The 26,826-nt window shown below is 65.7% G+C and carries 27 protein-coding genes; 17 read left to right on the top strand and 10 right to left on the bottom strand.

What is annotated here, in order from left to right; all coding sequences use genetic code 11:
* Positions 1–66: 66 nt before the first annotated feature.
* The 4 genes from SJY41_RS11575 (at position 67) to SJY41_RS11560 (ending at position 3,214) form a co-directional block, all read left to right on the top strand.
* Positions 67–1,272 (top strand): trans-sulfuration enzyme family protein, encoded by a 1,206-nt coding sequence (locus SJY41_RS11575; protein WP_380781838.1) that lies wholly within the window; start codon positions 67–69, stop codon positions 1,270–1,272.
* 13 nt (positions 1,273–1,285) lie between these two features.
* Positions 1,286–1,684, top strand: coding sequence for a Co2+/Mg2+ efflux protein ApaG (gene apaG / locus SJY41_RS11570; RefSeq protein ID WP_380781836.1), 399 nt, complete (start codon positions 1,286–1,288; stop codon positions 1,682–1,684).
* 166 nt (positions 1,685–1,850) lie between these two features.
* Complete coding sequence (locus SJY41_RS11565; RefSeq protein ID WP_380781834.1) at positions 1,851–2,633, top strand: LysR family transcriptional regulator; 783 nt, start codon at positions 1,851–1,853, stop codon at positions 2,631–2,633.
* Positions 2,630–3,214: a GNAT family N-acetyltransferase gene (locus SJY41_RS11560; protein WP_380781832.1), complete on the top strand. Its 585-nt coding sequence runs from the start codon at positions 2,630–2,632 to the stop codon at positions 3,212–3,214. The genes SJY41_RS11565 and SJY41_RS11560 overlap by 4 nt, the downstream gene beginning before the upstream one ends.
* Positions 3,215–3,376: 162 nt before the next feature.
* Here the strand turns inward: SJY41_RS11560 and SJY41_RS11555 are convergent, their stop codons facing one another.
* Positions 3,377–4,666, bottom strand: a complete 1,290-nt coding sequence (locus SJY41_RS11555) for a serine hydrolase (protein WP_380781830.1) — start codon at positions 4,664–4,666, stop codon at positions 3,377–3,379.
* A complete protein-coding gene (locus SJY41_RS11550; RefSeq protein ID WP_380781828.1) occupies positions 4,648–5,502 on the bottom strand; it encodes an ABC transporter permease in 855 nt (284 codons plus the stop codon). Before SJY41_RS11550 ends, SJY41_RS11555 begins: the two co-directional genes overlap by 19 nt.
* A gap of 65 nt (positions 5,503–5,567) precedes the next feature.
* Between SJY41_RS11550 and SJY41_RS11545 the strand changes: the two genes are divergently transcribed.
* A complete protein-coding gene (locus SJY41_RS11545; RefSeq protein WP_380781826.1) occupies positions 5,568–6,332 on the top strand; it encodes a GcrA family cell cycle regulator in 765 nt (254 codons plus the stop codon).
* 557 nt (positions 6,333–6,889) lie between these two features.
* On the opposite strand, the gene SJY41_RS11540 is transcribed toward SJY41_RS11545, so the two are convergent.
* Positions 6,890–7,747, bottom strand: coding sequence for an outer membrane protein (locus tag SJY41_RS11540; protein WP_380781824.1), 858 nt, complete (start codon positions 7,745–7,747; stop codon positions 6,890–6,892).
* Between the two features lie 158 nt (positions 7,748–7,905).
* On the opposite strand from SJY41_RS11540, the gene parE reads away from it, so the two are divergent.
* Positions 7,906–9,924 carry a DNA topoisomerase IV subunit B gene (gene parE, locus SJY41_RS11535; protein WP_380781822.1) on the top strand — a complete coding sequence of 673 codons (2,019 nt, stop codon included), beginning with the start codon at positions 7,906–7,908 and terminating at the stop codon, positions 9,922–9,924.
* Positions 9,925–10,024: 100 nt separating this feature from the next.
* On the top strand, positions 10,025–11,269 hold the full coding sequence (locus SJY41_RS11530) for a hypothetical protein (RefSeq protein ID WP_380781820.1): 1,245 nt from the start codon (positions 10,025–10,027) through the stop codon (positions 11,267–11,269).
* On the opposite strand, the gene SJY41_RS11525 is transcribed toward SJY41_RS11530, so the two are convergent.
* Positions 11,257–12,045: a hypothetical protein gene (locus SJY41_RS11525; RefSeq protein WP_380781819.1), complete on the bottom strand. Its 789-nt coding sequence runs from the start codon at positions 12,043–12,045 to the stop codon at positions 11,257–11,259. The two genes, SJY41_RS11530 and SJY41_RS11525, sit on opposite strands and share 13 nt — an antisense overlap.
* Before the next feature lie 252 nt (positions 12,046–12,297).
* Here SJY41_RS11525 and SJY41_RS11520 point away from each other — a divergent pair, with 252 nt between their 5' ends.
* From SJY41_RS11520 to queE, 5 genes are all read left to right on the top strand, one after another.
* Entirely contained in the window at positions 12,298–13,488 is a 1,191-nt protein-coding gene (locus SJY41_RS11520) for an aspartate aminotransferase family protein (RefSeq protein WP_380781817.1), read from the top strand.
* Positions 13,489–13,674: 186 nt separating this feature from the next.
* Positions 13,675–14,592, top strand: a complete 918-nt coding sequence (gene argF, locus SJY41_RS11515; RefSeq protein ID WP_380784125.1) for an ornithine carbamoyltransferase — start codon at positions 13,675–13,677, stop codon at positions 14,590–14,592.
* A gap of 316 nt (positions 14,593–14,908) precedes the next feature.
* On the top strand, positions 14,909–15,796 hold the full coding sequence (locus SJY41_RS11510; RefSeq protein ID WP_380781815.1) for an Hsp33 family molecular chaperone HslO: 888 nt from the start codon (positions 14,909–14,911) through the stop codon (positions 15,794–15,796).
* 309 nt (positions 15,797–16,105) lie between these two features.
* Positions 16,106–16,810 (top strand): 7-cyano-7-deazaguanine synthase QueC, encoded by a 705-nt coding sequence (gene queC, locus SJY41_RS11505; RefSeq protein ID WP_380781813.1) that lies wholly within the window; start codon positions 16,106–16,108, stop codon positions 16,808–16,810.
* Between the two features lie 4 nt (positions 16,811–16,814).
* Positions 16,815–17,447 carry a 7-carboxy-7-deazaguanine synthase gene (queE, locus tag SJY41_RS11500; RefSeq protein WP_380781812.1) on the top strand — a complete coding sequence of 211 codons (633 nt, stop codon included), beginning with the start codon at positions 16,815–16,817 and terminating at the stop codon, positions 17,445–17,447.
* Positions 17,448–17,772: 325 nt separating this feature from the next.
* Here the strand turns inward: queE and SJY41_RS11495 are convergent, their stop codons facing one another.
* The 3 genes from SJY41_RS11495 to lipB form a co-directional block, all read right to left on the bottom strand.
* Positions 17,773–18,477: a hypothetical protein gene (locus SJY41_RS11495; RefSeq protein WP_380781810.1), complete on the bottom strand. Its 705-nt coding sequence runs from the start codon at positions 18,475–18,477 to the stop codon at positions 17,773–17,775.
* A 272-nt stretch (positions 18,478–18,749) separates the two neighbouring features.
* A complete protein-coding gene (locus SJY41_RS11490) occupies positions 18,750–19,016 on the bottom strand; it encodes a hypothetical protein (RefSeq protein WP_380781808.1) in 267 nt (88 codons plus the stop codon).
* Positions 19,017–19,119: 103 nt separating this feature from the next.
* Positions 19,120–19,812: a lipoyl(octanoyl) transferase LipB gene (gene lipB / locus SJY41_RS11485; RefSeq protein ID WP_380781806.1), complete on the bottom strand. Its 693-nt coding sequence runs from the start codon at positions 19,810–19,812 to the stop codon at positions 19,120–19,122.
* Between the two features lie 60 nt (positions 19,813–19,872).
* Here lipB and SJY41_RS11480 point away from each other — a divergent pair, with 60 nt between their 5' ends.
* Both SJY41_RS11480 and SJY41_RS11475 read left to right on the top strand, forming a co-directional pair.
* Positions 19,873–20,691 carry a hypothetical protein gene (locus SJY41_RS11480; protein ID WP_380781804.1) on the top strand — a complete coding sequence of 273 codons (819 nt, stop codon included), beginning with the start codon at positions 19,873–19,875 and terminating at the stop codon, positions 20,689–20,691.
* Positions 20,688–21,392: a hypothetical protein gene (locus SJY41_RS11475; protein ID WP_380781802.1), complete on the top strand. Its 705-nt coding sequence runs from the start codon at positions 20,688–20,690 to the stop codon at positions 21,390–21,392. Before SJY41_RS11480 ends, SJY41_RS11475 begins: the two co-directional genes overlap by 4 nt.
* A gap of 213 nt (positions 21,393–21,605) precedes the next feature.
* On the opposite strand, the gene SJY41_RS11470 is transcribed toward SJY41_RS11475, so the two are convergent.
* The 3 genes from SJY41_RS11470 to SJY41_RS11460 all read right to left on the bottom strand — a co-directional run bounded on the left by SJY41_RS11470 (position 21,606) and on the right by SJY41_RS11460 (position 23,644).
* Complete coding sequence (locus SJY41_RS11470; protein WP_380781800.1) at positions 21,606–22,199, bottom strand: GNAT family N-acetyltransferase; 594 nt, start codon at positions 22,197–22,199, stop codon at positions 21,606–21,608.
* A gap of 1 nt (position 22,200) precedes the next feature.
* A complete protein-coding gene (gene hemF, locus SJY41_RS11465; protein ID WP_380781798.1) occupies positions 22,201–23,043 on the bottom strand; it encodes an oxygen-dependent coproporphyrinogen oxidase in 843 nt (280 codons plus the stop codon).
* A 151-nt stretch (positions 23,044–23,194) separates the two neighbouring features.
* Positions 23,195–23,644: a tRNA (cytidine(34)-2'-O)-methyltransferase gene (locus SJY41_RS11460; RefSeq protein WP_380781797.1), complete on the bottom strand. Its 450-nt coding sequence runs from the start codon at positions 23,642–23,644 to the stop codon at positions 23,195–23,197.
* Between the two features lie 193 nt (positions 23,645–23,837).
* Here SJY41_RS11460 and petA point away from each other — a divergent pair, with 193 nt between their 5' ends.
* The 3 genes from petA to SJY41_RS11445 are packed head-to-tail and all read left to right on the top strand — an operon-like array spanning position 23,838 to position 26,598.
* The gene (gene petA / locus SJY41_RS11455; RefSeq protein ID WP_380784124.1) at positions 23,838–24,404 is read left to right on the top strand and encodes a ubiquinol-cytochrome c reductase iron-sulfur subunit; all 567 of its coding nucleotides are present in this window, start codon (positions 23,838–23,840) and stop codon (positions 24,402–24,404) included.
* A 10-nt stretch (positions 24,405–24,414) separates the two neighbouring features.
* On the top strand, positions 24,415–25,734 hold the full coding sequence (locus SJY41_RS11450; protein WP_380781795.1) for a cytochrome bc complex cytochrome b subunit: 1,320 nt from the start codon (positions 24,415–24,417) through the stop codon (positions 25,732–25,734).
* Positions 25,735–25,755: 21 nt separating this feature from the next.
* On the top strand, positions 25,756–26,598 hold the full coding sequence (locus SJY41_RS11445) for a cytochrome c1 (protein ID WP_380781793.1): 843 nt from the start codon (positions 25,756–25,758) through the stop codon (positions 26,596–26,598).
* The last annotated feature ends 228 nt before the right edge of the window (positions 26,599–26,826 follow it).

Raw genomic sequence — 26,826 nt, 5'->3', positions numbered from 1 at the left:
CCTTCCGATGCCCTCCGGCGTCCGCAAGGCTTGTCATCGCGGCTCCCCCCCGGCAAAGCGGCGCGCATGAAGCGCAAGACCGGCCAGGATCGTTCGATCACCCAGAATTGGCGTCCCGCGACGCGCGCCATCCGCGGCGGCACCGCCCGCAGCGAATATGGCGAGACGTCGGAGGCGTTGTTCCTCACCTCGGGCTATTGCTACGACAAGGCAGGCGACGCCGCGGCACGCTTTGCCGGCGAGCAGGAGGGGATGACCTATTCCCGTCTGCAGAACCCGACCGTGCAGATGCTCGAGGAGCGGATCGCACTGCTGGAGGGTGCCGAGGCGTGCCGGACGATGGCGACCGGCATGGCGGCGATGACCGCATCGCTGCTGTGCCAACTCCAGACCGGCGATCACCTCGTCGGCGGGCGCGCGGCTTTCGGGTCGTGCCGTTGGCTGACCGATACGTTGCTGCCGAAGTTCGGGATCGCCACGACGATCGTCGACGCGCGCGACCCGCAGGCGTTCCTCGACGCGGTCCGTCCCGAGACGAAGGTGTTCTTCTTCGAGACGCCGGCCAACCCGACGATGGACATAGCCGACCTGAAGGCGATCTGCGACATCGCGCGCGAACGTGGCATCACGACCGTCGTCGACAATGCCTTCGCGACGCCGGCCTTGCAGCGGCCGATGGAGTTCGGCGCTGACGTCACCGCGTACAGCGCGACCAAGATGATGGACGGTCAGGGCCGCGTGCTCGCCGGCGCGGTTTGCGGGACCGAGGATTTCATCACCAACACGCTGTTGCCGTTCACGCGCAACACCGGCCCGACGCTGTCGCCGTTCAATGCATGGGTAGTGCTCAAGGGGCTTGAGACGCTCGATCTGCGTATCCACCGCCAGTCCGAGAACGCGATGAAGGTCGGCCAGTTTCTGGAAGGCCGTGTCCCCCGCGTGTTGCATCCGGGCCTCCCCAGCCATCCGCAGTACGAACTAGCGAAGCGCCAGATGGACGCGTGCGGACCCATCTTCGCGTTCGAAGTGGAGGGACGCGAGCAGGCGCATGCACTGCTCGACGCGCTCGAACTCGTCGACATCTCGAACAACATCGGCGACTCGCGCTCGCTGATGACGCACCCGGCGTCGACCACGCACGCCAGCGTGTCGCCCGACAAGCAGATCGAGATGGGCGTGACCGAGGGGCTGCTGCGCCTCAACGTCGGCCTCGAAGACGCGCAGGACGTGATCGACGACCTCGACCAGGCGCTGCGTCGGGCCGGTCTATGAGAAGGATTGGCCTGTGAAGGCGCTGTTCCCCAACGCGGCGACGACCGATGGAGTGACGGTGCGCGTGTCGGTCAGCTACCTTCCCGAACAGTCCGAGCCCGAACGTGGCCGCTGGTTCTGGGCGTATCACATTCGCCTGGAGAACGAGGGCGACGAGACGGTTCAGCTGCTCACCCGCCACTGGGTGATCACCGACGGTCGCGGCGCGCGCCACTCGGTCGAGGGCGAAGGCGTGGTTGGTGAACAGCCGGTGATCGAGCCGGGGGCGAGCTTCGATTATGTCTCGGGCTGCCCGCTCGCGACCCCCTCGGGCGCGATGCACGGCAATTACCGCATGGTCCGCGAAGACGGCGCGATGTTCGACGTCGAGATCCCCCGCTTCTCGCTGTTCGCGCCCGCGGTGCTGAATTGATGCGCGTAGCCAATACTACCAGCCCCGGATGCCTAGGAGCCCGTCACCCCAGCGAAAGCTGGGGTATCCCCGTTGGCGGCCGTCACGCGCTCCCCATGAATATCCCAGCTTTCGCTGGGATGACGGGGGGCGGTGGGATTGGGCCGTCTAGATCAGGGCCAGTCCAATGAAGCGCACGCATCTCCCGCTCAACGGCCTGCGCGTCCTCGACGCGGCCGCGCGGCATCTGTCTTTCACGCGCGCCGCCGACGAGCTCGCGGTTACGCCGGCCGCGGTCGGGCAGCAGATCCGCGCGCTGGAGGATACGCTCGGAGTCGTCCTGTTCCGCCGCACCACGCGCGGGCTCGAACTGACACCCGAGGCGGAAGCAGGGCTTGGCGCGCTGCGTGGCGGGTTCCTCCAGTTCGAGGAAGCCGTGCGCGCGATGCAGGCCGGCCAGTCCTCCAAATCGCTCACGATCGCCGCGCCGCGCGACCTGACCGAGAAGTGGCTGATGCCCCGCCTGGCGCAGATTGCCGAGGCGGATCCCGAACTGCGGTTCGTGTTGATCACCGCCGACGAGAATGTCGACTTTACCGAAGCCAATCTCGATCTGGCGATCCGCTGGGGCGATGGCCCGGGCGAGCATGAGGGCGAGGCGCTCGAATCCGAAGGCATGGTGACGATCGCCGCGCCGAACATGGACGGCGACTCGGCGATCGCGTGGTCGGGAGAAGACGGCGTCGCGCTGGTGCGCGTCACCGATGCCGGGCTCGCAATCGACGCGGCAGCGGCGGGGCTTGGCCGTGCAACCGTCCCCGAACTGCTCGCCCGTCGCGATCTGGCACAGGCTCGCGTGCGGATCATCGGCGAGTCGCAGCCCTCGAAGGGGGGGTATTGGCTGGTCGCGCCGTTACCGCAATGGCGCCAGAAGAAAGTCCGCGCGCTCGTCGATGCACTGACCGCATGAGACGCCCTGATCGCAAACGACGCAATGCCGCCCATTCGCCCGTCCTGAAGACGCGGCGGCTGCGGTTGCGTCCGCTCGTCGAGGAGGATGCGCCTGCGCTGCACCCGATGCTCGCCGATGCCGATTTGATGGCCTATTCCGCCGATGGCCCGCTCGGCAGCGTCGACGACGTCCGCAGCTACCTCGCCGAGGAAGCCGCGCCGGGCAACCAGCGCACCTGGGCGATCACCCGCACCGGCGACGATCGCGCGATCGGCTGGGTTTCGGGCAGTGAGGCGGACGGCGAGTCCGATGGCCGCGGCGTGACCGAGATCGGCTTCATCCTCGCGCGCGAAGCCTGGGGGCGTGGGATCGCGCGGGAGGCTGTGTCGGCGGTCATCGACCGGCTGTTCGCGGAGGGGCGCAGCCGCGTATTCGCCGACGCGGATACCGAGAATGCGGCGTCGATCGTCCTGCTGGAGCGGTTGGGCTTCCGTCGCGAGCGGCTGTTGCGCGATGAGTGGGAGACGCATCTCGGGTTGCGCGACAGCCTGATCTATGGACTCTGTGCCGATAGCTGGCAGGCGGCCGGGCGGGCGTAATTACTGCTGCCATCCCCACAGATACCACCACCCCGGCGAAGGCCGGGGCCCAGGTGGAAAGGTGGTCGTAACGACGCGCTGTCTTCAATTAGCGACGTCCCCCAACTGGGCCCCGGCCTTCGCCGGGGTGGCGGCTTAAGAAATGGCGAGACTGAGAGATTTCTACCGCGCTGCGAGCAACGCCAGCACCCGGCCCATCAGCCCGACGAACCGCAGTTCGTTCACTGCGTCATCCGACCGGTGCCAGTTCCCGGTCGCGGCATACCAGCGGCCATCCTTCGCCTGGACGAGATAGTTCAGGGTCAGCACTCCCGGCTCGCCGCCGCCCTTGAAACCGACATACCGGAACCGCGCCGCGATGGCCGGATCGAGGCCGGCGTTGACGGCGAGGATCGCGCGGGTCGTCGCGTCGGCGGTGCGCAGGCGATCGAGGACACCCGCCATCGCCGCCGGGCTCGCGAACCATTCGACGCTGTCGATCGCCACCGGCTTCCCCGCGAACACACTGGCATCGAGCTTGGCCGTGGAAATCTTCACCGCATTGTCGACCAGCAACGAACGCCGCGCCTCCACCGAACCGGCTGCCCAAGCCTTTGTCAGCGCCGGATCGCCCTTCAACAGGAACATCTCGCGCGTCGTCATCACCGGCACGCTACCGCCCGCGGCCGTAGCCATCGCGTCGACCTTCACGCGGCCGAGCGTCGTCAGCAGCGTATCCGTCGCCGTATTGTCGCTGATCGAGATCATCATCGTCGCCAGCGTCTGCAGCGTCAGCGGTGATTCCGCGGGCCAGGTCTGCAGCATGCCCGACGGCAGGGAGGGCGGCCCGATCTTCACGACGTCCGCCCAATGCCGCTCGTCCGCCGTCACCTGCCGCGCAAGCTCGGCGAGCACCCACAGCTTGAACGCGGACCCGAGCGGAGCCGTCACATCGGCATGATATTCGAGAACCGGTGCCGGCTTACCTTCACCCAGCGCATACAGCCCGAACCCGCTCGCACCAGGCAGTGCCCCAAATTCCGCCTCGACCTTGGCCAAGCTATCGTCGCGCGCACCCGTGCCGGTAATCAGCAACCCGGTCGCCAGATGCGGCGCGGCGGGATCGAGTGCCAGGCGGACGCTCGCCGTGCCGCGTGCATACGCGACGATCAGGTCCGCCGACCACGCCGATGTCGGCGTCAGCGACTCGATCTTCTCAGGCGCGCCGAGGGTCGCCTTCAACTGCGCGACGATCGCCGCGAACTGCGCCGTCGGCACCTTCTCGCGGAAGCTCGCCGCGAAATACGCGTCATACGCGCCGCGTCCATCGAGGATCGCGACAAGCGCATCGGCCTTTGCCCGCAACGCCGGATCGGCGATCGCCCCCTGCGCCACGGCGGGGACGGGCAGCAACGCCATCAGCGCAGCGACGAGCCAGAGCGCCAGCCCGCGCATCAGTTCTTCAGCTTCCAACCGCTCTTCAGCAACCGGTAGCAGAGCGTCGCCAGCACCAGGTCGATCACCAGGATCACGATCCCGCCGATCATTACCGGCGAGTCGGCGATCCCCAGGAACCCGTATCGGAAGCCCGAGATGATGTAGAAGAACGGGTTCGCATGGCTGAACGCGCGGAACGCTGGTGCCAGCTTGTCGACCGAATAGAACGTCCCCGACAACAGCGACAACGGCGCGATCACGAAGTTGGTGACCGCGGCGGCATGATCGAACTTGTCCGCCCAGATCGACGTCAGCACGCCCAGTAGCGCCAGGAACGTCGCGCCCAGCAACCCGAACCAGATGATCGCGAGCGGCGCGTGCGGCGTCACGTGCACGCCCGGATACAGCGCCATCGCCGCCCACACGACGATCCCGACGATCACCGCGCGCGTCACCGCACCACCCACCAGCGCGCCCAGTAACTCACCGGTAGACAGCGGCGGCTGGAGATAGTCGACGATCGTGCCCTGCATCTTGCCGACGAGCAGCGAGAAGCTCGCATTGGCGAACGCCGGGCCCATCATGCCCTGCGCGATGATCAGCCCCGGCGCGATGAAATCGGCGAACGCGACGATATGGCCGTCGACCGGAACCGGGCTTTTCGCACCGGTCGCGATCGTGAACACGACTAGAAACAACAGCGTGGTGATCGCCGGCGCCCATACCGTCTGAAGCTGCACCTTGAAGAACCGGCGCACCTCCTTGATATAGAGGGTTCGCAATCCCTCCCAGTTCACGCTCTTTATGACGGGGACGCCGGGGGCGGATCGCACCGCCGAATGGATTTCACCGATTGGGGGCTGGCTGCTCATAGGGGTTGCGGGTAATCGCTGCCGCTGCCGCCCGCAACCCGGCTGAGCAAGACTGAGGAACGAACATGTCCTGGACCGACGAGCGCATCGAGACGCTCAAGACGATGTGGGAGGCCGGGCAGACCGCCAGCCAGATCGCCGAAGCACTGGGTGGCGTCAGCCGCAACGCCGTGATCGGCAAGGCGCACCGCCTCGAGCTACAGGCGCGCCCGTCGCCGGTGAAGCCGAACGATCCCGAAGCCAAGGCGGCCGCTGCTGCTGCGGCGGCCGGGGCGTCCGCGCCGGTTGCTGTCGCGGCACCCGAGCCGGTCGTGGAGCCGGTCGAGGTCGAGCCGGAGCCTGCACCCGTTGCGCCGCCGATCGTCGCAGCGCCCAAGCCGGCTGCACCGGTTGTCGCTGAACCTGTCGCCGATGAGTCCGATGACGACGAGGATGAGTCCGAGGACGAGGACGAGGCTGCTCCGGTCGCCGCCGCGCCCGTTCGCGCGCCTCAGCCGATCCTGCGCTCGGTCGGTCCCGGCGGCTTCCTCCGCCAGGCGCCTGGCGAACAGCAGCCACCGAGCACACCAGCGCCGCCCCGTCGCCTCGTGCCCGCCAAGCCCTCCCCCGAGATGGCGAACAAGACGAGCCTGCTCGAGCTGAACGACCGGATCTGCAAATGGCCGCTCGGCCATCCCGGCGAGCCCGACTTCCATTTCTGCGGCAAGGCGGTGAACCCGGGGTTCCCCTATTGCGTCGATCATTGCGGCCACGCGTACCAGGCGCAGCTGCCGCGTCGCGATCGCCGTCCGACTCCGCCGCTGCCGTTCGGCGGTCCGCGGCCTCGGTAAGGCGTAGGGCGAGCCCTGCGCCAACCTGGCGCATGGCTCGCCCTAGCCCGGTCGGCGCGGCTGGCCGCGTCCGACGACATGGGCTTTGCCCATCGCTAGCCTGACATGGAAAGGCCGCTTCCTCAGTGAGGAGGCGGCCTTTTTCAAACAAGCGCCACCCCGGCGGAGGCCGGGGCCCAGTTGGAAAGGTCGTGGTTACTGAGCGTCCCGCGCGTTTAACAGCGCTTCCCAACTGGGCCCCGGCCTTCGCCGGGGTGGCGCTGAACGAAGCCGTTGCTTTTCCTTGTTCTCCCGCGAAGGCGGGAGCCCAGTCTGGATCCCCGCCTTCGCGGGGAAACACGGTCGTAATCGACTCGATAATACCGTTACGCAGACCTTATTCCGGTCTGCAGAAGCGGAGCTTTAGAAAATAAGAAAAGGCCGCTTCCCCGTGTGCGGAAGCGGCCTTTTTTTACCTTAGCTAGCCATGGGCAAAGCCCATGTCGTCGGCCGCGGCGAGCCGCGCCGGCCGGGCTTGGGCGAGTCCGCTGCCAGCATGGCAGCGGCCGCCCGGCGCCTTAAAACCTAAACGCCACCGTTCCGCGCACACTGTGCCACCGGAAATTGTCATCCGACCGCTTGAACGCCGTCCCAGCCGTGTTCGGTGCGAGCACGAACGGGTTGGTCGCCGGCTGCGTGCCGCGCGTCACCAGAACGCGGGCGTCGTCGTCCTGATACTGGTGGAACATGTATTCCAGGCCAACCGAGACGTTCTTGGCGAGCTTCTGCTCGATGCCGCCGCCACCGGTGATGCCGAACTGGTTCTTCTTGCCGCTTTGCGCATAGGCGTTGGCGGTGTTGCTCGAATAGAAGTCGCGGTTGATGCGCGCATAGCCGGCACCGAACGTGCCGTAGAACAGCGTCGTGTCGACTGCGTAGCCAGCCCGGCCGCGGATCGAAGCTTCCCAGTCCAGATCGCGCGTCATCGTGTAGAATGCCGGCGTCGTCGAGAACGCGCTGACGCTGTCGCGGATGTTCGACTTGCCGAACTCGCCGACCACGCCGACGACGATGTTGCCGCGCTGCTGATCGATGCCGACGCGGGCGTAGTAGGCAGTGTTGTTGCGATCGGTGCGGCAGCCGCGGCCGCCAACGGCAGGCGCGGTGCTGCTGGTCGCGGCGCCGTTGCAGAAGCCGGGCGAGAACGCGTTGGCGCCCGCCGCGGTCGTCACGGTGTCGCCGAACCGACCGTCGAGATTGCGGTCGAACAGGATCGACGACCCGGCGTCGTTCGGCTGCACGTCATAGCCACCGGCTGCACCGACATAGAGGCCGCTGAACGGCGCGTCGGCGGTAATTTCCTGCGCAGCGGCGGGTGCCGCGGCGAACGCCAGGGTGGCGGCACCGGTAAGGGCCACCATCATCGTCTTGCTCATATTCACTCCCGAGAACTTCATGACAGATATTTCATAAACGGCGCGTCGCCTCAAAATCTCCCTTCCGTGGAACAATCTACATCAATGTGACTTTTCGGTCACAGGGAGAACAAACGGAGCCTGTGGCTTTGTCGCAAGTCAGCGTCTAGGCTGCATCCATGGCTGAAGATCTGTTCGCGTCCCCGGGCGCGCCCTCCAATGCTGGCGGGGGGAAAACCGCCGCCAATACCTATGACGCGTCCTCGATCGAGGTGCTCGAAGGGCTCGAGCCCGTCCGCCGCCGCCCCGGCATGTATGTCGGCGGCACCGACGAACGCGCGCTGCACCATCTCGCCGCCGAAGTGCTCGACAACGCGATGGACGAGGCGGTCGCGGGCCACGCGACCCGCATCGAAGTCACGCTGGAGGCGAACAACCGCCTGACGATCGTCGACAACGGCCGCGGCATCCCGGTCGATCCGCATCCCAAGTTTCCCGACAAGTCCGCGCTGGAGGTCATCCTTTCGACGCTCCATTCGGGTGGCAAGTTCGCGGGCAAGGCGTACGCGACGAGCGGCGGCCTGCACGGCGTCGGCATCAGTGTCGTCAACGCGCTGTCCTCCGACACCGTCGTCGAGGTCGCGCGTGACCGGCAACTCTACCGGCAGCGCTTCGCCAAGGGTCTGACGCTCGGGCCCATCGAGCATCTCGGCCCGACGCCCAACCGGCGCGGCACCAGCGTAGCATTTACGCCCGACACCGAGATCTTCGGGACCGAACTGAACTTCAAGCCGCAGCGCCTCTACAAGCTCGTCCGTTCGAAGGCGTATCTGTTCGCCGGCGTCGAGATCCGCTGGCACTGTGCACCCGACCTGATCGGCGACGACACACCGGCCCAAGCCGTGTTCCAGTTCCCCGGCGGCCTTGCCGATCACCTCCGCGACCAGATCGCCGGCCGCGAATGCGCGACCTCGGACTTCTTCTCCGGCTCGCAGGACTTTCCGAGCGCGAACGGCGAAACCCAGGGTCGAGTCGAATGGGCAGTCGCATGGCCGCTATGGAGCGACGGCTCGTACAGCTGGTATTGCAACACCATCCCGACTCCCGACGGCGGCACGCACGAACAGGGCCTGCGCCAGGCGCTGGTCCGCGGGCTGCGCGCATTCGGCGACCTCGTCGGCAACAAGAAGACCAAGGATATCAGCGCGGACGACGTCATGGTCGGCAGCGAACTGATGCTGTCGGTGTTCATCCGCGAACCGCAATTCCAGAGCCAGACCAAGGATCGCCTCACCAGCCCCGAAGCCGCCGGCCTCGTCGAAAAGGCGGTGCGCGATCATTTCGACCATTTCCTCAGCCACAACATGGAGCGCGGCAAGGCGCTGCTGAACTATGTGCTGGAGCGGATGGACGAACGCCTGCGCCGCAAGCAGGAACGCGACGTCAAACGCAAGACCGCCACGTCCGCGCGGAAACTGCGGCTGCCGGGCAAGCTCACGGATTGCTCCGCCAACTCGCCCGAAGGTACTGAACTCTTCATTGTCGAAGGCGATTCGGCAGGTGGTTCGGCGAAGCAGGCGCGTGATCGGAAAACGCAGGCGATCCTTCCGATCCGCGGCAAGATCCTCAACGTCGCGTCGGCCACCAGCGCGAAGATCTTCGCCAACCAGGAAATCGCCGACCTGACGCTCGCGCTGGGCTGCGGCACGCGGAAGGACTGCACGCCGGACACGCTGCGCTACGAACGCATCGTCATCATGACCGACGCAGACGTCGATGGCGCCCACATCGCGACGCTGCTGATGACGTTCTTCTTCCAGGAGATGCCGGAGTTGGTCCGCCGCGGGCACCTCTACCTCGCACAACCGCCGCTCTACCGTCTCACCGTCGGCACCAAGAGCATCTACGCGCGGGACGACGCCCACCGCGCCGAACTCGAACGCACCGTGTTCAAGGGCAAGAAGGTCGATGTCGGCCGCTTCAAGGGCCTCGGGGAGATGAACCCGAGCCAGCTCCGCGAAACCACGATGGACCCCGCCACCCGTGGCATGCTCCGCATCACGTTGCCGCAGGAATACGAGGAGCGCGCACAGGTGAAGGATCTCGTCGACCGCCTGATGGGCAACAACCCGGCGCACCGCTTCGCCTTCATCCAGGAAAATGCGGGTCGGATGGACGAGGAAGCGATCGACGCGTGAGGTGACGGGGGTCGGGTTCGACGCCGTTGTAAACACGATCGATGGACATGCCGGCATCGTCGGATACAGTCTCGCCACGTCACTTGCGTAGGGCTTAGACATGATCCTGCTTGTTGTTGCTCTGCTGCAGTCTGCCGCCGTAGCCCCACCCCCCGCGGCGGCGGGGGAGGACCAGACCATCGTCGTTGTCGGACAGCGCCTCTCCGGTACCGAACGGGCGCTGGCCGCGTGCATCGCGCGCGGATGTCCGCCCAAGAAAGAGATCGCCGCATCGCTAGCGCACGCCGAAAACCAGTTCCTGGTCGGCGACTATGCAGCGTCACGCGCAACGTTGTTGAAGGCGCGGAGCCGCAATGAGAAATACGCGAAGGACATACCCGTCGATGTCGCCAACCTGATCCGCGCGAGCGGGCGGCTGGCAAGCTTGAACGGGCTGTCGGATTCGTCGCGAACCAATGCGATCGACTCGCTCGATGTCCTGAAGGGTGGGCTCGCGCACAGCGATCCGCGTGTCCTCACGGAACGCCTGCTGGTCGGCGACACCTTCGCCAAGGAGCGCCGCTACACCGCCGCCGAGGAGGTCTACGGCACGGTCGCGAAACAGGCCAATGCGGCCGGGCTGAAGCAGGTCGAGGGATTGGCCCTGCTGCGGACGGCCGTGCTCTACACGGCGCTGGCGAGTGTGGATTCCGCCTATGAGTATCAGGCACGCAAGGCGATCCGCCGTATACGCGACACGACGGATCCCGAGCTGGCACCGTTTCGCGAGGCGACGGTAACGCTCGAACGCCGCGTGAAGTCCGGCGACAAGGCGCATGACGTCGAGAAGGCCGAGCTGGCCAAGACGCCTTCGCAGCAACGCACGAACGAGGCCGTGCTGGTCTATGCGTCGCCGATCGATCTGCCCGACCGGTCGGAGAGCGGATCGAAGGTCGTCGCGGTGACCGGCGATCCGGTCCCGCAATGGGTCGACGTCACATTCATGGTTCGCCCCGACGGCACGGTGCAGGACATCGATGTCGTACGGCAATCCGACAACGTCCGCGGGCCATGGCTCGACGCCGTGAAGGCTTCGCTGGCGAAGCGGTTGTATCGGCCGCTGGCCATGGCCGCGGACAAGCCGGGATTGCGTCGGATCGAGCGGTATTCGCTGATCTACGACGTGAGTTACGCTCCCGGATCTCGCGTTCAGGCGCGATCGAGCAAACCGCGAGTCGAGATGACCGATCTGACGGTCGAGACGCCGGCCAACCTGACGGACCGCCACCGCCGCGTCTCATCGTGCGGCGATCACGCCTGCGGACGATCCACTCGTCCGCAGGCGCCTCGCAGTTACTGCTTGTAGGCGACCAGCGTCGAGGTACGGCCGTATTTGATGTCGTTCGCGTCCATCGTCATCTTCTTGCCGTCGGCCGAGACGGTCATGACGTATTTGCCGATGATCTTGCCGTCGAAATAATCGGTTTCGTGCAGCGTGTTCAGGCCACTCTGCTTCAGCGACACCGTTGTCCAGCCGGGATCGCCGACGACCGCGACGGCAGGCCCTCCGGTCGTCGCCACGTACGAGATACCGGTCGGCGTGGAATAGGTCACAACCCTGCCGACCTGCGCCAGCGTGAAGACGAGGCCGCTATCGGAAACCTGGCCTTCGCTGGTCTGCCGCCACGATCCCGATGACGCATGCGAGCCCGCCGGTCCGGAGGTGACCCGCGTACTGACGCCCGTTCCGGTAACCGGAATGCCGTTCAGGGCGGTCAGATCGTTGAACGCGGTCGTCATCGTGTTGCCGTCCGCGGACAGCGTCGCGGTCGTCTCGCCGACCAGCTTGCCGCCCTTTCGGGTCGCGCGCTTGACGATTGCCGGATCGACCACGGTCACCGCCATTTCGTCGTAATAGGCGCTCCCGACGACCGGATGAAACGCGCCATCGGCGGCGACTTTCAGCACGGGTACGCAGGTCGAACAGGTATAGAGTCCATCGGCGAGCAGTACGACCGAAGGCTTGGTCGAGGGTACACTAGCGTTGACGTCGCTTTTCCACGTACCCGTGAAGACGTCTTTCGCATAGGCTGGCGATGTCGTGGCCAACAGAAGTGCGATGCATGGCATTAACTTGGACATGGTTCTCTCCCCTAAGTTGCGGCGGGGCGATTCGAATCGAACCAAAGCGCACAGGATCCTGGCACCACGTCGCGCAGAGCATGCGCCTATTCATCGGATAGCGGCAAGGGGCTCCGCGCAATCATGAGATTTGACACGGTGCGGTATCATATCTGCCGTGCGCGCGGTGTTGACCCCATGGGCCGCGGGCTCGTATCAGGCGGTCCGGGCGGCCGCTATGGGTCGCCCTTGCTGTTTGAAGGAGCTGCCGTCGTGACCATCACCCCGCTCATGCCCGTCTACCCGCGGTGTGGCGTGCGTCCGGTCCGAGGCGAGGGCGTGTACCTCTACGGCGAGGACGGACAGCAGTATCTCGATTTCGCCAGCGGCATCGCGGTCAACGCACTCGGCCACGCGCATCCGCATCTGACCAAGGCGATCGCCGATCAGGCTGCGACGCTGATGCACGTGTCGAACCTGTACGGGTCGCCGCAGGGCGAGCATCTCGCGCAGCGCCTCGTCGACAACAGTTTCGCGGACACCGTGTTCTTCACCAACTCGGGTGCGGAAGCGGTCGAGTGCGCGATCAAGACCGCGCGGCGCTATCACTATGCCAATGGCAACCCTCAGCGGCACACGCTGATCACGTTCGACACCGCGTTCCACGGGCGTACGCTCGGCGCGATCTCGGCGACCAACCAGGCAAAGATGCGCGACGGATTCGAGCCATTGTTGCCGGGGTTCGCCTATGCGAAGTTCAACGATCTCGAAGGCGCGCTGGCGCTGATCGACGACAACACCGCCGGCTTCCTGGTCGAGCCGATTCAGGGCGAAGGCGGTATCCGCCAGGCGACCCCTGAGTTCCTGACCGGCCTGCGCAAGGCTTGCGACGAGCACGGCCTGTTGCTGGTGCTCGATGAGGTCCAGTGCGGCTACGGTCGGACTGGCAAGTTCTTCGCGCACGAGCTGTACGGCATCACGCCGGACATCATGGCGGTCGCCAAGGGCATTGGCGGCGGCTTTCCGCTCGGCGCGTGCCTCGCCACCGAGGAGGCAGCCAAGGGCATGGTCGCGGGAACGCACGGCTCGACGTACGGCGGCAATCCTCTGGCGATGGCGGCCGGCGAGGCGATCCTCGACGTGATGCTGGAGGAGGGCTTCCTCGACAACGTCACCGCGATGGGCGACCGGTTGCGGCAGGCGCTCGAGCAGATGCTCCCGAACCACGATCATCTGTTCGACAGCGTCCGCGGTACCGGCTTGATGCTCGGGCTGAAGCTGAAGAGCGACGCCCGCGCATTCGTCGCGTTCGCGCGCGACGAGCATAACCTGCTGTTGGTGTCGGCGGGCGAGAACGTCGTCCGCATCCTGCCGCCGCTGGTGATCGACGAGAGTCACATCGCCGAATGCGTCGAGAAGCTGTCGGCAGCGGCACGCGTCTACGTGCCTGCCAGCGACGATTGAAGCTGCCGCTCATCCTGAGTAGTCATTGAGCGAAGCCGAAATGGCGTTTCGAAGGCCCCGCCGATACCGGGCGCGACCTTCGGTACCAGGCCCTTCGATACGGGTCCTCGGCTTCGCTCAGCCCCTACTCAGGACGAACGGTTTTACCGAATAACGGCCTGCATGACTGGAGCCGATGCTTTGACCATCCGCCATTTCCTGAATCTCACCGACGCCGGAGCCGACGGCATTGCCGCGATGCTGGCCGACGCGCTCGACCGCAAAGCCGCACGTATCGGCTTTCCCAAGGGCCGCGCCGATGCCGACGCGCCGCTCGCCGGCCACACGCTGGCGATGGTGTTCGAGAAAAGCTCCACTCGGACGCGCTTCTCGTTCGACATGGCGATCCGCCAGCTCGGCGGCACCTCGATCGTGTCCGACGGCGGCTCGATGCAGCTCGGGCGCGGCGAATCGATCGCCGACACCGCACGCATCCTGTCGGGCTATGTCGATGCGATCATGATCCGCACCGACGATCACGCCAAGATCGAGGAGATGGCGCATTACGCCAGCGTTCCCGTCATCAACGGCCTGACCGACGCGTCGCATCCGTGCCAGATCATGGCCGACCTGCTGACGATCATCGAGAGCGGCAAGGCGCTGCCCGGCCTCAAGGTCGCATGGCTGGGCGACGGCAACAACGTGCTGGCCTCGATCGTCGAGGCGGCCGGGCTGATGCAGTTCGACGTCGTCGCCGCTTGCCCGCAGGGGTTCCAGCCCGAGGAAGAGGCGATCACGCGGTCGTCGGGCCGGGCGCGCGTCGTCTCCGATCCGCGCGAGGCGGTCGAGGGCGCGGACATCGTCGTCACCGACACCTGGATCTCGATGGGCCAGGCGCATGCCGAGACCAAGCTGAAGGCGCTGACGCCGTACCAGGTCGATGCCGCGCTGATGGCGATAGCGAAGCCGGATGCGAACTTCCTCCACTGCCTCCCCGCGCACCGTGGCGAGGAGGTCACGCCCGAGGTGATCGACGGGCCCCAGTCGCTGATCTGGCAGGAAGCGGAGAACCGGCTGCACGCGCAGAAGTCGGTGCTGCGCTGGTGCTTCGGGCAGATCGGTTGAACGCGCGCACCTGAACCGTCATTCCAGCCGCTTACATGATTCCAACTGTTTCCGTCATCCCAGCGGAAGCTGGGTTCTCCCGGTGCGGGCCGCGACGTCCGCCAACAGGGATACCCCAGCTTTCGCTGGGGTGACGGATGTGGAACGGGGCGACGGATGTGGAACGGGGTGACGGATGTGGAGCGGGTTGACGGATGTGCCGGGTTGACGGGTGTGGCGGTGTTCCTGATGAAGGATAACATTGAGCCGGCGGAGGGCGTGCGAGGTTGACCGCGCGGTCGCGCTCCCCATCTTCCCTCCGATGAACGACCCCAACATGACCGATCTCGACCGCGCGCTGGCCTTCGCGATCCCCGCGCGGAGTGCCCGTGGGCGGATCGTCCGGCTCGGCACGTCACTTGACGAGGTGCTCCGCGCCCACGCCTATCCCCCCGCGATCGAGAAGCTGCTCGCCGAGGCGCTCACGCTCGCGGCGTTGATCGGCTCGACGCTCAAGGACTCCAGCGGCCAGCTGACGATGCAGACGCGGACCGACAACGGCGTCGTCCAGCTACTCGTCTGCGACTACCGCGGCGGCGAAGTGCGCGGCTATATCGAATACGATTCCGACAAGCTCGCCGAAGCGCCCGTCGAACCGTCGTTGTTCGCGCTGTTCGGCGCCGGTTATCTCGCGATCACGTTCGACATGGCGAGCAGCAACGAGCGCTATCAGGGCATCGTTCCGCTCGACGGTGACACGCTGTCGCAGGCGGCGCAGAGCTATTTCACGCAGTCGGAGCAGATCCCGACGATGGTGCGGACCGCTATGGCCAAGGGACCGGACGGCCGCTGCATCGCCGGCGGGTTGTTCCTCCAGCATCTCCCCGAAGGCGAGGATGGTCGCGAGCGCCTGCATACCAAGCTCGACCACCCCGAATGGGAGCATGTCGCCACGCTGGGCAACACGATGGGTGCGGACGAACTGACCGATGCGACGCTGCCGCTTGAGACGCTCGTGTGGCGCCTATTCAACGAAGAAGAGGACGTTCGCATCCTCGCCGACATTCCCATCTCGCGCGGCTGTCGCTGCGATCCCGAGTACATCAAGGGCGTGATCTCGAAATTCCCGCTCGAGGAACGGCGCTCAATGGCAGACGAGACCGGCTACATCATCGTCGACTGTGCGTTCTGCGCGACCAAGTTCCCGGTGCCCGTCGAGGACTGAAATCCCTCTCCCCGTCGGGGAGAGCGAGGGGCCCGCGACGCAGTCGTGGGAGAATGGGGGCACGAGGCTCGAGACGCCAATCCCAACGCCGCCTTACCCTCCCGTCGTCCTCCGCTCCTCTTTTCTAACTCTGAAGGGAGAGGATGAAGGTGTTAAGGGCATCTTTACCTGTCGTCGGTACTGCTGAACGGGTGCTCTTATTCAGCACGTTTTTTTCTCCCTTGTGGCGCGGTTTCGCGCCAACCTCAGGGCCGCTCCACCAGGCGGCCCTTTCTTTTTGCCCGCCGCTGGCCTAGCGCATCCCGCATCATGACATCCCCTGCTCCTTATGCGGTCGCCCTTTTGTCGGGCGGTCTCGACTCGATGGTATCCGCCGCGATGGCGCGAGAATCCGGTCATCGCCTGCTCGCACTGTCGTTCGACTATAATCAGCGCCACCGCGTCGAACTCGACGCAGCGCGTCGCGTCGCTGAAACGCTCGGCGCCGAGCGGCACATCGTCCTGCCGATGGACTTGTCCGCCTTCGGCGGCTCAGCGCTGACCGCCGACATCGACGTGCCGAAGGACGGCGCGGGTACCGAAGATGGCGGCGGCATTCCCGTCACCTACGTCCCTGCACGCAATACCATCTTCCTCAGCCTCGCGCTCGGGTGGGCCGAAGCCGCGGGCGCCCGCGACATCTATATCGGCGTCAACGCGCTCGATTATTCGGGCTATCCTGATTGCCGCCCCGAGTTCATCGCCGCGTTCGAAGGTCTTGCCGAACTCGCGACCAAGGCTGGCGTCGAGGGCGAACCCTTCCGCATTCAGGCCCCGCTGCAAATGATGACCAAGGCGGATATCGTCCGCGAAGGCACGCGCCTCGGGCTCGACCTCGGCCTGAGCTGGTCGTGCTACGATCCCGCGCCGGGCGGGCTGCATTGCGGCGAGTGCGACAGCTGCCGGCTGCGCGCGCGCGGCTTCGACGAGGCGGGTATCGCCGATCCGACCCGCTACGCCGTGAAGCCGGTCTGATCGCATGAGCTACGCGGTCAAGGAGATGTTCCTGACGCTGCAGGGCGAGGGCGTGAACGCCGGCCGCCGCGCGGTGTTTGTTCGGTTCGCCGGCTGCAACCTGTGGTCGGGCCGCGAACAGGACCGCGCCACCGCGGTGTGCAAGTTCTGCGATACGGAATTTGTCGGTACCGACGGCCTGGGCGGCGGCAAGTTCGTCGATGCGCAGGCGTTGGCAGCAGCGGTCGAAGGTTTCTGGGGCGAGGGCGTGCGAGACCGCTTCGTGGTCCTGACCGGTGGCGAACCCATGCTCCAGATCGACGACGCGATCGTCGAGGCGCTCCATGCACGCGGCTTCCGGATCGCGGTGGAGAGCAACGGCACGATCGCCGCCCATCCCGGAATCGACTGGGTCTGCATCAGCCCCAAGGCCGGCAGCATCGTCGTCCAGCGCTCGGGGCACGAACTCAAGCTCGTCTGGCCGCAGCCCGGCACCGACATCGACGACGTCGAGACCTGGGACTTTGCCAACCTGCTGCTCCAGCCGCTCGACGATCCGCGTGCGGATGCGAACCGCGAGGTGTGCGTGGAAATGGTGATGCAGCGGCCGCAATGGCGGCTCTCCCTCCAGACGCACAAGCTGCTGGGCCTGCGGTAAGGCGTTCGTAAGAGGCTAGGCGTTCGCCCCGACTGTACGCGCTTCGCCCCCGCCCATTCTCGCCGCCTCCCGTCGTCCCAGCGAAAGCTGGGATATCCTCGTGGGACTCCGGTCATCTGCCCGGAGGAATACCCCAGCGTTCGCTGGGGTGACGGGATGGGGTCGGAGCAGCGACGGGACGGTGGAGCTAATAGAGACGGGATGAGGGCAGGGGCCGGGAGGATCGGGGCAGGCCTCGTGCCGACTTACGTCTTCCTGACCGATCTACTCCGCCCAACGCTTCGACCCCCAGCGCTCTACCCCCCAGCGCTCTACTCCCAGCGCTTTACCGCCCGGCGATCCCGACGCCCGCGGGTGGCCAGTTCTGCGCGCCGCACTTCTTGGCGACCCACTCGCCCTTCTTGTTCCAGCAGATCACGTCGAGGCGGGGCATGGCCGCCGTATCGCGACCGATGCGGCGCGGAAAACGCTGTTCGCCCCACGGGATCAGGCTGTTGCGCAGCTCACGCGAGCGCGCCAGCGCAACCTCTGAGAAATGCCCGCGCGGCGTGAAGATCGCATCCCGGCCGATCGACGCCGCGGTCTGGCAAAAGCCATATTGCGCCGCGACCGTGGCAAAGCTCGAATAGGTCCGCGTGCCGAACTGGTCGAGCGCGGTCTGGCCGGCCTTGGGGCCCGCCGCCTTGTTCACGCGAAGGAAGTATTTGGTCAGCGTATCGAACGAACCCTTGAGCTCGTCACCGTGGTCGGCAAGGATCGAGTTGTAGTTCGGCACGGTCAGCAATGTCGGTTCGAACTGGCACTGCAACGCCGCCACGTTGAGCGCGGCACGCATGTGCCAAACCAGCGCGGCACGCGTTTCCGCCCCCGTCGCACCGGGCAACGGCTGGCCCAGATCGGCTTCGTCGCCGGTCACTGCCGCAGCGGAAAAATCGCGCGACTGCAAAAAGAACTGCGCCGACGCCGACTGCGCCACCGCGAGCCCGCTCGACGCCACGCAAAGCGCGAGCGCGGTACGCAACACTCTCATTCCAACCTCCCCAGGGCATTCTTCAAGCCAACGAATCTAAAGCGTTTCGGCAAAACTCCCAAGCGATTTTAACCTTTTCCGGAGGTCGGAAGGTCGCTGATTGCGCCAAGCTGCGGAACTCGATTCGCCGCAGCCGAAACGACTGGCTTGGACAATGGAAATCATCGCTCGCGGCGTACAACGAGAAAGGGCCGCCCGGTTGCCCGGGCGGCCCTTCACACCGTGTAATCCTGTCGGAAGCCATCCGCCGAAACGGGCGGCTTCCGCGGAGATTACATTGCGTTGTTGGTCATCGTGGTGTCGTTCGACATCATCGTGTCGTTCGCCATCATCGTGTCGTTGGCCATCATGCCACCGTTCGACGCGCCGTCGACTGCGGTCATGTTGTCGGTCATGGTGTCCATGCCTTCGGTGGCGTTCATGTCGGTGACCATCGTGTTGTCGGTCGTCGTCTCGGTCTTGGGACCGCAAGCCGAAACGGCGAGTGCTGCGCTGGCGATCAGCGAACCGGTCAGGACCTTGGAAATGAGTGCACGCATGTGGAAGCTCCCTAGATAGAGGATTTGGCTGGCTGCTCGCCCTTAATACCCAAATCGTAGTGGACATTAATCCGATAACGCTTTGCCCTCAAGCCTCCTTTTCTCAAGGACAAGAAACTGTTTCAAGGAAAGCGCCCGCCGTCAACGCCAGCGCCGCGTCGAAGGTTGCGAGGTCCGCCGAAATACCCAGCGAATCGAGGCTGGTAACGCCGAATTCGGGGAGGCCGCAGGGCACGATCCCACCGAAATGCGTCAGGTCGGGGTTCACGTTGACCGAAAAGCCGTGGAGCGTGACCCAGCGCTTCACCCGTACGCCGATCGCACCGATCTTCGCCTCGCGGCCCCGGTCGAGAGTCCAGATCCCGACCCGGCCATCGACCGCGAACGCCTCGACCCCGAGCTTGCCGAGTGCGGCGATCACCCAGGATTCGAGCGCATGGACGTAGCAGCGCACGTCGCGGCCGCGTCTGGTCAGGTCGAGCACGACATAGCCGATCCGCTGCCCCGGCCCGTGATACGTGTATTTACCGCCGCGCCCGGTCGCGATCACCGGAAAGCGCGCGTCGATCAGGTCGCCGGGTTCTGCGCTGGTCCCGGCGGTGTAGACCGGCGGATGTTCCAGCATCCACAACAGCTCGCGCGCTGCGCCGGCGCCGACCGCGACCGCGCGCGCCTCCATCTCCGCCAGGGCGTCGGCATAAGGGGTAAGGCCGGCGCTGGTGCGCCATTCGATGTCGGTGGGAATGGGGTTCGTCACGGATCCCAATTGCGCACCCTCGGCCACAGTTGCAACCATGTGGTCAAGTGCGGGGGCTTGGGCTAACCCCCGGGCGTGACAGCAGCGGGAGCAGCACGCATGGCGAAGATGGGAACGGTCTGGGATCGCACGGTCGAAGTGCTCAACGGGCGTACCGGCATGATTGCGCCGATCGCGCTGCTCGGCATGCTGTTGCCCAGCATCGTCCGTGACGGCTTCGTCGCGTTCTCCGTGCCGGGCACACCCAGCTTCGTGCTGGTCGGCGGCCTGCTCACGCTCGGCGCCGTGGTGGCGATGCTCTGGGCGCAGTTGGCGATCGTGGCAATCGCGACCGATCCGGCCACCGACGCGGTCTCTGCGCGACGCCAGGCGCGGTCGCGACTGCTGCCTGCCGTCGGCATCACGCTGATGCTGTCGATCGTCGCGCTGGTCTTCGCGCTGCCGCCGCTGGTAGCGCTCGTCTATGCCGGTTTCGATTTCACGGCGGCGGCGAGCGGACTGTCCGTTGCCACGCCGGGGATCGGCAATGCCGCCCTGTTCAGCGGACTGTATTTCCTCGCCTATCTGCTGCTGATTATCTGGCTCGGCGCGCGGCTGGTGTTGCTCAACCCGGTGATCCTGAACGAACGTCTCGGGGTCGGCGCGCTGCGTTGTTCGGTCCAGTTGACCAAGGGCATGACGTGGCGGATCATCGGCGTATTGATCCTGTTCGCGATCGTCATGCTCGTCTCGACCTGGGCCGCGCAGGCGGTGACCGGGATCCTCTTCCGCCTCGCGCTTGGCGCCGACGGCATCACCACCGCGACCTTCCTCGCCAGCATCGCCGGCACGATCGTCACCACGGCCTTCACCGCGCTTGCCGCCGTCTTTACCGCGCAGCTCTATGTCGCGATCAGAGAGAAACACGCCGTCCCATGAAGCTCGATTTCGCGACCGTTCTCACCGACGCCTGGACGCTGTTCAAACGCGACCGCGACCTGCTGCTGCGGATCGCCGCGCCGTTCCTGTTCCTGCCCGCGTTCGCGCTCGCGCTGGTCGTTCCCGATCCGCCGATGCCCGATGCGGCGGCGGGTAACAGCGAGGCGCAGGCGATGGTCTGGGCCGACGCGGTGCAGACCTGGGCGGCGGCGCATGGCGGCTGGTATCTGCTCGCCTATGTGATGAGCTTCTTCGGCACGTCGCTGTTCTACGCGCTGTATCTCGACCGCGATCAGCTCGATCTGCGTGGCAGCCTGACGCGCTGCCTGCGCATCTTCCCGCGCTTCCTGCTGGCGATGGTGATCGTGTCGCTGCCGGCGGGGGCGGGGCTGCTGCTGTACGCGATTCCCGGTCTCTATATTCTCGGTCGGACGATGCTGACCGGGCCTGCGCTGTTCGCCGAGGCGCCGCTGGGTGCGCTCGGCGCGATCCGCCGCAGCCTTGCACTCAGCCGTGGTGCAGGGCTGCCGCTGATGGGGCTGGCCGCGTTCAGCTACATCAGCGGCTGGCTCGTCGGCGCGCCGTTCATGATGGCCGACCGAGCCTTGCGGGAGGGGGGGAGGCCAATCCGGTCGCGCTGGCGATCGTCGATGCCGGTGCAGCGGTCGCCGCGATGGCGGCAGGGATCGCGATGGCCTTGATCGCGATCTCCGCCTACCGTCGCTTGGCGCGGTAGGACGCCGGTCTAGCGCTATCGGAATGCGCCACCCCGGCGGAGGCCGGGGCCCAGTTGGAAAGGTCGCAGTAACCGGGCGCACCGCTTCGTTAGCAACGTTCCCCAACTGGACCCCGGCCTCCGCCGGGGAGGTTAAAATGGTCTATTGAGATCAATTGGGGTGACGGAGTGGTTGGTGCTACCCTCGCGTCGCCAGGTAAGGAATCTGCGGCGCCGTCTCCGGCGGCAGCAAGCCGGAAGCCCGCGGATCGGGAAACGTCTCGATCGTCCGCTTCACCGCCACGAAGCCCTGCGCCCGGTAGAACCCGAGCGCGCTCGGATGGTCGAGCGTGCAGGTATGCAACCACACCCGCTCGATCCCCTTCGCCCAGGCGCGCGCGCAAGCCTCGGCCATCAACCACCGGCCATGCCCTTGCCCCGCCAGCTCCGGGATCAGCCCGAAATACGAAATCTCGCACGCGCCTGCCTCACGGAAATCAAGTTCGAGCATGCCCACTTCGATGCCCGCGGGATCGAGCACCGCATACACCGCGATCCGCGGATCATGGACGATCGTCGCCAGCGCCTCGTCCGCCATCACCAGCCGCGAGAACCAGAGCCACGGACTCCCCACCCGCCGGAACAGCGCGCGGTATTTCTCCAGCGCCGGCCGCTCCCACTTCACCAGCCGCAACCGCGATCCCGGACTCGGCCGCAGCGGTGGTCGCGTCCGCATTTCCAGCGTCGTGACGATCGTCGCGAGGACGTCGTCGGCAACCGGGATCAGCGCCATCTTACGACCACGTAGCGCGTGGCGGCAGGCTCATCAGGATCGCGTCGATGTTGCCGCCGGTCTTCAGCCCGAACAGCGTGCCACGATCGTAGACGAGATTGAACTCTGCATAGCGCCCCCGCCATTCGAGCATCTGCGCCTCGTCGGCGGCCGTGAAGGGCGTATCCATCCGCCGCCGCACGATCCGCGGATAGGCCTCCAGAAACGCTTCGCCGACGTCGCGCGTGAACGCGAAATTCGTCTCGAAATCGCCGTCGAGATGATCGAAGAATATCCCGCCGACGCCGCGGCTGACCTTCCGGTGCGGGATGTAGAAATACGTCTCCGCCCACTCCTTGAAGCGCGGGTAATGGGCTGGATCATGCGCGTCGCAGGCTGCCTTCATGGTCGCGTGGAAGTCCGCCGTGTCCTCCGCGATCGGCAGCGGCGGGTTGAGATCGCCGCCGCCACCGAACCAGCGCTTGGTCGTGTTGAGGAACCGGCAGTTCATGTGGACCGCCGGCACGTGCGGGTTGGTCATGTGCGCGACCAGGCTGATCCCGGTCGCGAAGAAGCGCGGATCCTCGCCCGCGCCGTGGATCGACTTGGCGAAGTCGCCCTCGAACGTGCCCCCGACGGTCGAGACGTTGACGCCGACTTTCTCGAACACCTTGCCCGTCATCACGCCGCGGACACCGCCGCCGCCGGGCTCACCCGAAGGATCGATCCGGTCCCACGGTGTGTACTCGAACGATGCGTCGGAGCCTGCCTCGCGCTCGATCGCCTCGAACTCCGCGCAGATTCGGTCGCGCAGGGATTCGAACCAGTGGCGGGCGGCGGCTTGCTGGGGGTCGAGATCGATCATGATGCGGTCCAGATTTTCCGTTCGTCTCGAGTAGTCGTCGAGCGCTTGTCGAGATGGCGTATCGAGAGACATGTACCTCGATACGAGTCCTCGACCATGCTCGGTCTCTACTCGGCACGAACGGGGTGGGGGTCAAGGCGAGGGCTGCACCTCAAGCCGGCCAGCCGCCCGTCTGTCGCAAAGCCTCGGCCGCGACGATCCCCGTCGCCACGGAAATGTTCATCGACCGCAAGCCAGGTCGCATCGGGATCAGCACCCGGACATCGGCGCGCGCGTGGACCTCTTCCGGCACCCCGGTCCCCTCGCTCCCCATCAGCAGCACGTCGTCCTCACGGAACGCCGCCACGTCGAGCCGCACCGCGCCCTTCGTCGTCAGCAGCACGATCCGCCCCGTCACCTGCGCCAGGAACGTGTCCCAGTCGACATGCCGCACCACGTCTACCGCGCCGACATAATCCATTCCCGAGCGCGCGACCGCCTTCTCGCTCCAGGTGAATCCCATCGGTTCGATCAGGTCGACGCCGATCCCCATGCACGCCGCGGTGCGCAGAATCGCGCCGACATTTCCGGCGATATCGGGCTGGTAAAGGGCAATACGCATGGCCGTCGCCCTAGCGCCGGGCCGTCCGAAAGCAAAATGCAGTTGGCAAAGCCGAGTCCCGCCGTCTATCAAAGGCCAGCCTCCGTGGGGACGGTCGGGCAGGGTGGGGATACGGTTCGACGGAATCGAAGGTCCCGCCAGGCCACGAAAAAAATAACGTGCAAGGGCGAGATGAATGGCGACAGTCGACGACATGGTTCCCCCCGGCGAATCGCCAGAGCCGTTTCACGAAGAGGCCCATGACCCTCGCCGCCGTGATTTCATCAATATCGCCGCCGTATCGTTCGCTGGCGTCGGCGCGGTCGCGATCGTCCTGCCGCTGATCAACCAGATGAACCCGAGCGCCGACGTGCTCGCGCAGTCGACCACCGAGATCGACCTGTCGAAGATCCTTCCCGGCCAGGCGATCAAGACCAGCTTCCGCAAGCAGCCGCTGTTCGTGCGCAACCTGACGCCGAAGGAAATCTCGGAAGCCGACGCGGTCGATATCTCGACGTTGCGCGATCCGCAGACGCTGGAACAGCGTACCAAGGCGGGCAAGAAGAACTGGCTGATCACGCTGGGCGTCTGCACGCATCTCGGCTGCGTCCCGCTCGGCGCGGGCGAGGGCGAGAACAAGGGCCCGTTCGGCGGCTATTTCTGTCCGTGCCACGGCTCGGCCTACGACACCGCCGCGCGCATCCGCAAAGGCCCCGCACCGCAGAATCTGCACGTGCCGGAATACGCCTTCAACTCCGATACCGTCGTCACGGTAGGCTGAGGAAAACGACATGAGCTTTCCCTGGGCCAAGCAATACGAACCGAAGCTGCCGCTGACGCGGTGGCTGGATGAGCGGCTTCCCGTTCCCCGGCTCGTCTACAACGCGGTCGGCGCCGGTTATCCGGTGCCGCGCAACCTCAATTACTTCTGGAACTTCGGCGTGCTCGCCGGCGCCGCGCTGGCGATCCAGATCATCACCGGCATCGTTCTCGCGATGCACTATGCCGCCAACGGGCTGGTCGCATTCGACTCGGTCGAGAGCATCATGCGCGACGTCAACGCGGGCTGGTTCCTGCGTTATGCGCACGCCAACGGCGCCTCGATGTTCTTCATCGTCGTCTACACGCACATCTTCCGCGGGCTCTATTACGGCTCGTACAAGGCGCCGCGCGAGATGGTGTGGCTGCTCGGCGTGGTCATCTTCCTGCTGATGATGGCGACCGCGTTCATGGGCTACGTGCTTCCCTGGGGCCAGATGAGCTTCTGGGGCGCGCAGGTCATCACCGGGTTCTTTTCGGCGATCCCGCTGGTCGGCGATACCATCCGCATCTGGCTGCTGGGTGGATTCGCACCGGACAATGCCGCGCTCAACCGCTTCTTCTCGCTGCATTACCTGCTGCCGTTCGTGATCGCGGGCGTCATCATCCTGCACATCTGGGCGCTGCACATCCCGGGTTCGAACAACCCGACCGGCGTCGACGTGAAGGGCGAGCAGGACACCGTCCCGTTCCACCCCTATTACACGGCGAAGGACGGCTTCGGGCTCGGCATCTTCATGCTGGTGTTCGCCGGGCTGCTGTTCTTCTTCCCGAACTATCTCGGCCACCCGGACAATTACATCCCGGCGAACCCGCTCTCGACGCCCGCGCACATCGTCCCTGAATGGTATTTCTGGCCGTTCTACGCGATCCTGCGCGCCTTCACCGCGGACTTCATCCTGCCGGCGAAGCTCTGGGGCGTGCTGGCGATGTTCGGCTCGATCCTGCTGCTGTTCTTCCTGCCCTGGCTCGACAGCTCGCCGGTCCGTTCGATGAACTACCGTCCGAAAGCGCGGATCGCGTTCTGGGTGCTGGTCGTCGACATCTTCGTGCTCGGCTATTGCGGTGGTGCGCCGGCGAACGCGTTCTACGTGATCCTCAGCCAGATCTGCGCGGCGTATTATTTCGCGCATTTCCTGATCATCCTGCCGATTATCTCGCGCTCCGAGCGTCCGCGGCCACTGCCCAACTCGATCACCGAAGCGGTATTGTCGAAGCATGGTGGTACCAGCCCGGCGCAGACCGCGCTGTCGACCGCGTCCGCGCCCTCCGCGCCGCACGCCGCGCACTGATACGAACTAGAGGACACACACATGGTTCGTCTCATCGCATCCCTGGTCGGCGCGGCCTTCGTGCTGGTGCTCGGCATCGCGCTCTTCGGCAGCGTCGCGGGGGTCATCACCGATCCCGTCGCGCCGACCGCGGAGAGTGTCGCGCACAAGCATCCGCGGGAACTCGAGCTCGCCTCCAACGGCGTGTTCGGCAAGTTCGACCGTCGCCAGCTCCAGCGCGGCTTCCAGGTCTACAAGGAAGTCTGCTCGGCCTGCCACTCGCTGCGGCTGGTGTCGTTCCGCGACCTCACCAAGATCGGCTATACCGACCCCGAGGTTAAGGCGATCGCCAACCAGTGGGTGATCGAGCAGCCGTCGATTAATCCGGAAACCGGCGAGCCGGCGACGCGCAAGAACATCCCGTCGGATCACTTCCCGTCGCCGTTCGCCAACGAGATCGCCGCCCGCGCCGCGAACAACAACGCGCTGCCGCCCGACCTTTCGCTGATCACCAAGGCACGTGAGGACGGCACCGCGTACGTCCACTCGCTGCTGACCGGCTATGCGACGCAGCCGGCCGCGCTGCTGAAGCAGTTCCCGGATATCAAGACGCCGGACGGGCTCCACTACAATCCGTATTTCGCGAACCTCAACATCGCGATGCCGCCGCCGCTGACGTCGGATGGCCAGGTTGCCTATGCGGACGGGACGAAGGCCACGAAGGAGCAGATGTCGACCGACGTCGCGGCGTTCCTGACCTGGACCGCCGAGCCTAATCTGGAGGCACGCCACGCCGCCGGGTTCGCGTCGATCATCTTCATCCTGATCTTCTGCGGCCTCGCCTGGGGCGCGTACCAGAACGTCTGGCGCGACGTTAAGCATTGATGGTGACAGCGTGCTCGCGTCGAGCGCGCATGGATACGGGGAGCGGCGGACGGGCGAGAAGCCTGGTCCGCCGTTTTTGTTTTCGCCGTAGCGCAGTGCCGTGCAGCGACTTGTTCGCTCGCCGCTGTGCCGACAGTCTCGAAGCGACAGCGCGTATCCACGTCGCCGGCCACTGATCGCGCTATCGCGGCAAACGCCGACCAATCGTGTTCGCCGGCGTTCGTGAGG

The organism is Sphingomonas sp. R86520 (genome assembly GCF_042466285.1).
In the GTDB taxonomy this organism is placed as follows: Bacteria; Pseudomonadota; Alphaproteobacteria; order Sphingomonadales; family Sphingomonadaceae; genus Sphingomonas.
The sequence above is the reverse complement of the archived record's forward strand: the minus strand, read 5'-3'. Positions and strand labels throughout refer to the sequence as shown.

Bases quoted from the DNA above. Each gene is read 5' to 3' on its own strand.
- SJY41_RS11575 (WP_380781838.1), top strand. From the start codon at position 67: ATGAAGCGCAAGACCGGCCAGGATCGTTCGATCACCCAGAATTGGCGT.
- SJY41_RS11565 (WP_380781834.1), top strand. From the start codon at position 1,851: ATGAAGCGCACGCATCTCCCGCTCAACGGCCTGCGCGTCCTCGACGCG.
- SJY41_RS11560 (WP_380781832.1), top strand. From the start codon at position 2,630: ATGAGACGCCCTGATCGCAAACGACGCAATGCCGCCCATTCGCCCGTC.
- SJY41_RS11550 (WP_380781828.1), bottom strand. From the start codon at position 5,502: ATGAGCAGCCAGCCCCCAATCGGTGAAATCCATTCGGCGGTGCGATCC.
- SJY41_RS11545 (WP_380781826.1), top strand. From the start codon at position 5,568: ATGTCCTGGACCGACGAGCGCATCGAGACGCTCAAGACGATGTGGGAG.
- SJY41_RS11540 (WP_380781824.1), bottom strand. From the start codon at position 7,747: ATGAGCAAGACGATGATGGTGGCCCTTACCGGTGCCGCCACCCTGGCG.
- parE (WP_380781822.1), top strand. From the start codon at position 7,906: ATGGCTGAAGATCTGTTCGCGTCCCCGGGCGCGCCCTCCAATGCTGGC.
- SJY41_RS11530 (WP_380781820.1), top strand. From the start codon at position 10,025: ATGATCCTGCTTGTTGTTGCTCTGCTGCAGTCTGCCGCCGTAGCCCCA.
- SJY41_RS11525 (WP_380781819.1), bottom strand. From the start codon at position 12,045: ATGTCCAAGTTAATGCCATGCATCGCACTTCTGTTGGCCACGACATCG.
- SJY41_RS11510 (WP_380781815.1), top strand. From the start codon at position 14,909: ATGACCGATCTCGACCGCGCGCTGGCCTTCGCGATCCCCGCGCGGAGT.
- queC (WP_380781813.1), top strand. From the start codon at position 16,106: ATGACATCCCCTGCTCCTTATGCGGTCGCCCTTTTGTCGGGCGGTCTC.
- queE (WP_380781812.1), top strand. From the start codon at position 16,815: ATGAGCTACGCGGTCAAGGAGATGTTCCTGACGCTGCAGGGCGAGGGC.
- SJY41_RS11495 (WP_380781810.1), bottom strand. From the start codon at position 18,477: ATGAGAGTGTTGCGTACCGCGCTCGCGCTTTGCGTGGCGTCGAGCGGG.
- SJY41_RS11490 (WP_380781808.1), bottom strand. From the start codon at position 19,016: ATGCGTGCACTCATTTCCAAGGTCCTGACCGGTTCGCTGATCGCCAGC.
- lipB (WP_380781806.1), bottom strand. From the start codon at position 19,812: ATGGTTGCAACTGTGGCCGAGGGTGCGCAATTGGGATCCGTGACGAAC.
- SJY41_RS11480 (WP_380781804.1), top strand. From the start codon at position 19,873: ATGGCGAAGATGGGAACGGTCTGGGATCGCACGGTCGAAGTGCTCAAC.
- SJY41_RS11475 (WP_380781802.1), top strand. From the start codon at position 20,688: ATGAAGCTCGATTTCGCGACCGTTCTCACCGACGCCTGGACGCTGTTC.
- SJY41_RS11470 (WP_380781800.1), bottom strand. From the start codon at position 22,199: ATGGCGCTGATCCCGGTTGCCGACGACGTCCTCGCGACGATCGTCACG.
- hemF (WP_380781798.1), bottom strand. From the start codon at position 23,043: ATGATCGATCTCGACCCCCAGCAAGCCGCCGCCCGCCACTGGTTCGAA.
- SJY41_RS11460 (WP_380781797.1), bottom strand. From the start codon at position 23,644: ATGCGTATTGCCCTTTACCAGCCCGATATCGCCGGAAATGTCGGCGCG.
- petA (WP_380784124.1), top strand. From the start codon at position 23,838: ATGGTTCCCCCCGGCGAATCGCCAGAGCCGTTTCACGAAGAGGCCCAT.
- SJY41_RS11450 (WP_380781795.1), top strand. From the start codon at position 24,415: ATGAGCTTTCCCTGGGCCAAGCAATACGAACCGAAGCTGCCGCTGACG.
- SJY41_RS11445 (WP_380781793.1), top strand. From the start codon at position 25,756: ATGGTTCGTCTCATCGCATCCCTGGTCGGCGCGGCCTTCGTGCTGGTG.